This is a genomic window from Acetobacter tropicalis, from assembly GCF_001580915.1.
In the GTDB taxonomy this organism is placed as follows: domain Bacteria; phylum Pseudomonadota; class Alphaproteobacteria; order Acetobacterales; family Acetobacteraceae; genus Acetobacter; species Acetobacter tropicalis.
Genome location: NZ_LHZQ01000101.1, coordinates 1 through 3,298, shown reverse-complemented (window position 1 = coordinate 3,298; position 3,298 = coordinate 1). Strand labels below are relative to the sequence as shown.

Genomic DNA, 3,298 nt, shown 5'->3' with positions numbered 1-3,298 from the left:
GATCAGATTTGTCTCATCCTCTGCGGAAGCGTTCAACCGCCGTGACCAGAACGGGCAGCGCTTTTCCATCCCACCGGATCACTATGGTTTTGGGCAACGGAGACGTTGCACCATCCGTCTGGATGCTGGAGGGTGCTGGCATGATAACGGGTTTTTCCGCCCCGCCTAGTCCCGCCCCGCTTGTAACAGGGGCGCTCAGTGCGGGGGCGGCAGACCAGACCAGCGCCGTTGCAGAAACCAGAAAACAGCGCATGGGCCGGGTGATCTGTCGCATCATGAAAAATCCGTTGTCCTTCTTCTCAGGTCAGCAGCGTGTGCAGGGCGCGTAATTCCGGGTCATGCTGCAAGGCATGGTCCAGCGCCGGGCGTATGGTCAGGGCGCTGGCGGCGTCTTCATCTGCCAGAACAAGGCAGTTGGTATGAAAATGCAAGGCCGAGGCACTGATCTGCGCTGTCACCGGCCCTTCCAGCACAGCGCGCAGCATCTCGGCCTTGGCTTTGCCAGCCACTGTCAGCACAATGCGCCAGCTTTCCAGAATGGTGCCAGTGCCCATGGTCAACGCCAGAGGCGGAACGGATTCCGGGTTGCCATCAAAAAGCCCTGCATTCTGCTGGCGTGTTTCCGGGGCCAGCACAACCGGGCGCGTGCGGGAGGCAAGGGAGGAAAGGGGCTCGTTAAACCCTATATGCCCGTTTTCTCCCAACCCCAGAAGTTGCAGGTCTATGCCCCCTGCGGCCTTGATGGCGGCATCGTACCGTTGCCCTTCGGCTGCCAGATCTGCCGCCATGCCGTTGGGCAGATGTGTGCGGCTTGGGGCAATGCCGACATGCTGAAACAGGTGCATGTGCATGTAGGCATGATAGGAACGTGCATCCGTTGCAGGCAGGCCCACATATTCATCCAGATTGAAGGTGGTGCAGCCCGAAAAATCCAGCCCATCCTCCCGGTGGCGCTGCACAAGGTGGGCATACACCGCCTCCATGGTGCGGCCAGTGGCCAGCCCCAGAACAGAATTGGGCTTGCGGCTGATCTGCTCGGCCAGAAGGGTGGCCGTCAGGCGGGCCAGATCCGTGCGGTTGGGGCACAGAAAGACTTTCATGGTCCTACAAGGTCCTTTGCAAAAACGGCTGGAAGGGCAGGGGTATTGCGGGTGGTGTTCAGCGCTGCGTCTGCGCCAGAACGGTGCGCAGATTGCCACCGTTTTCAGCCAGCACGGTGCGGCCTTCCTCCGGGGTAAAGCCAAAACACACCAGAATGGCCAGCTTGATGCTGCCTTCGGCTTTTTCCAGCGCGGCGTGGGCCTCGGCCTCGGTGCAGCCTGTCAGTTGCTGCACCATGCGGTGGGCGCGGCGCACCAGCTTGGCGTTGACTATCCGCATATCCACCATCTGCCCGCGCCATGTGTGGCCCAGCCGCACCATCAGCGCGGTGGAGAGCATGTTCAGCGCCACTTTCTGGGCTGTTCCGGCTTTCATGCGGGTGGAGCCTGCTACCACTTCCGGGCCGGTTTCAATTAGAATACCAATCTCGGCATCGCGCAGCAGGCGGGCGTCCGGGCTGCAGGAAAAACCAATGGTCAGGCTGCCTGCCGCACGGGCGGCGGTCAGGGCTGCGCAGGTATAGGGCGTGCCGCCACTGGCTGCTACGCCAATCACCACATCATCCGGCCCGGCCTTGTGGGTGGCAATGGCGGCGCGGGCGGTGTCTTCTTCATCCTCGGCCCCTTCAACGGGCTGGAACAGCGCTGCGTCTCCGCCTGCCAGCAGCAGCACAAGACGGTCTTCCGGCCAGCCATAGGTCGGGATCAGTTCCACCCCATCTTGCAAGCCAATGCGGCCTGATGTTCCTGCCCCCACGTAAAACAGCCGCCCACCGCGTTGCAGGCGCGGCAGGGCCGCCGTTATGGCGTCTTCCATGCCCGGCAGGGCAGCTTTGACAGCGGAAACCGCACCAAGCTGGCTTTCCAGAAGTGCTTCCAGCAGGGTTCCCGTGGGCCAGAGATCAAGTGCCTCATACCGGGAATCATACATTTCAGTTTTGGCGGGCACACCGGCGGAGGACGAAACCGTGGAGGTCATGAAGCGGAAAATCCTGTTCTCTAGTATAAAAGATGCGTGTGGCGCAGGGCGCGGAAGCGGTCCAGATCAGCCTGCCATGTCGCGGCCAGTGCTGTGGCGTCTGCTCCATGGTCAAGCAGGGGGCGGATCTTTCGGCTACCGCAAAGCTGGTCAAATGTCTTGCCATTCCCGCGCCAGAAGGCTGGCCCGGCCAGCCTGCGGCCCGTGCTCAGCAGGGTCATGCCGGTGGCAACGGGGTCAAACACGGTGCGGTCCATAACGGCGCAGTGCAGCCCATGCAGCAACGTGTTTTTGAACGGATCTACCTGCGGCGTGAACCACACATCCCGGAAGGCGGCACCGGCACAGCCAGCTGCAGCCGCCTGCTCCGCCCAGATCCGGCCATCCACGCTCGCGCTGCCCAGATACAGGAACGGCATGGTGGTGCCACGCCCTACGGAAAAGGATGTGCCCTCAAACAGACAGGTGCCGGGATACACCAGCGCCGTCAGCGCGGAGGGCATGTTGGGGCTGGGGGGGCACCATGTCAGGCCGGTGTCTTCAAAAAACATGCTGCGCTGCCAGCCTTCCATGCGCACAACGTCCAGCGTGGCGGTCTTACCCGCCAGTGCGGGCATGAAGGCGGCATTGAACAAGCGCGCCAGTTCCGCAACCGTCATGCCATGGCGCAGGGCAATAGGCGCACGCCCCACAAAGGAGGACAAGGCCGGGTCCAGCACCGGGCCGGAGGCATCGGTGCCGGAAATGGGGTTGGGGCGGTCCAGCACCAGCAGCGGCAGGCCAAGCTGCGCACAGGCCGCCATGCAGTCAAACAGGGTCCAAATATAAGTGTAAAACCGAGATCCCGTATCCTGAACATCAAACATCAGCAGCGTAATGCCGGATTTTTTCAGGATGCTTTTCAGAGCGTCTCCGCTTTTGGCGTAGATGTCATACACCGTGCAGCCCGTTTGCGGGTCCTGCGTTTCGGGCTCGGAAAATCCTTCCCGCATGGAACCACGAAAGCCGTGCTCCGGCCCGAAAACAGCGTGCAACTGCACGGAGGGCGCGTCGTGCAGGCAATCCACAATGGAGCGGAGTGCAGCATCCACGCTCGCCACGTTGGCAATTACCCCCACCTTGTGGCCCTTGAGGGGAGCGTAGTTGGCGTCTCGCAGTTTTTCAAAGCCGGTTTTTACGGGGGCGGTGGCCTGCTTCTGGCAGGGGGGTGGTGCGGGCG

4 protein-coding genes are annotated in these 3,298 nt (G+C 62.0%); all 4 read right to left on the bottom strand.

Annotated features, from left to right (window positions below; genetic code table 11):
- Window positions 1–13: 13 nt before the first annotated feature.
- The gene (locus tag AD944_RS00850; protein WP_061474655.1) at window positions 14–277 is read right to left on the bottom strand and encodes a hypothetical protein; all 264 of its coding nucleotides are present in this window, start codon (window positions 275–277) and stop codon (window positions 14–16) included.
- 22 nt (window positions 278–299) lie between these two features.
- Window positions 300–1,100, bottom strand: coding sequence for a glucosamine-6-phosphate deaminase (nagB, locus tag AD944_RS00845; RefSeq protein WP_045542659.1), 801 nt, complete (start codon window positions 1,098–1,100; stop codon window positions 300–302).
- 58 nt (window positions 1,101–1,158) lie between these two features.
- The gene (locus tag AD944_RS00840; protein ID WP_035381289.1) at window positions 1,159–2,079 is read right to left on the bottom strand and encodes an N-acetylmuramic acid 6-phosphate etherase; all 921 of its coding nucleotides are present in this window, start codon (window positions 2,077–2,079) and stop codon (window positions 1,159–1,161) included.
- A gap of 20 nt (window positions 2,080–2,099) precedes the next feature.
- Window positions 2,100–3,298: exo-beta-N-acetylmuramidase NamZ family protein (locus tag AD944_RS00835; protein WP_061474653.1), on the bottom strand; the 1,199-nt coding region annotated here is incomplete at its 5' end.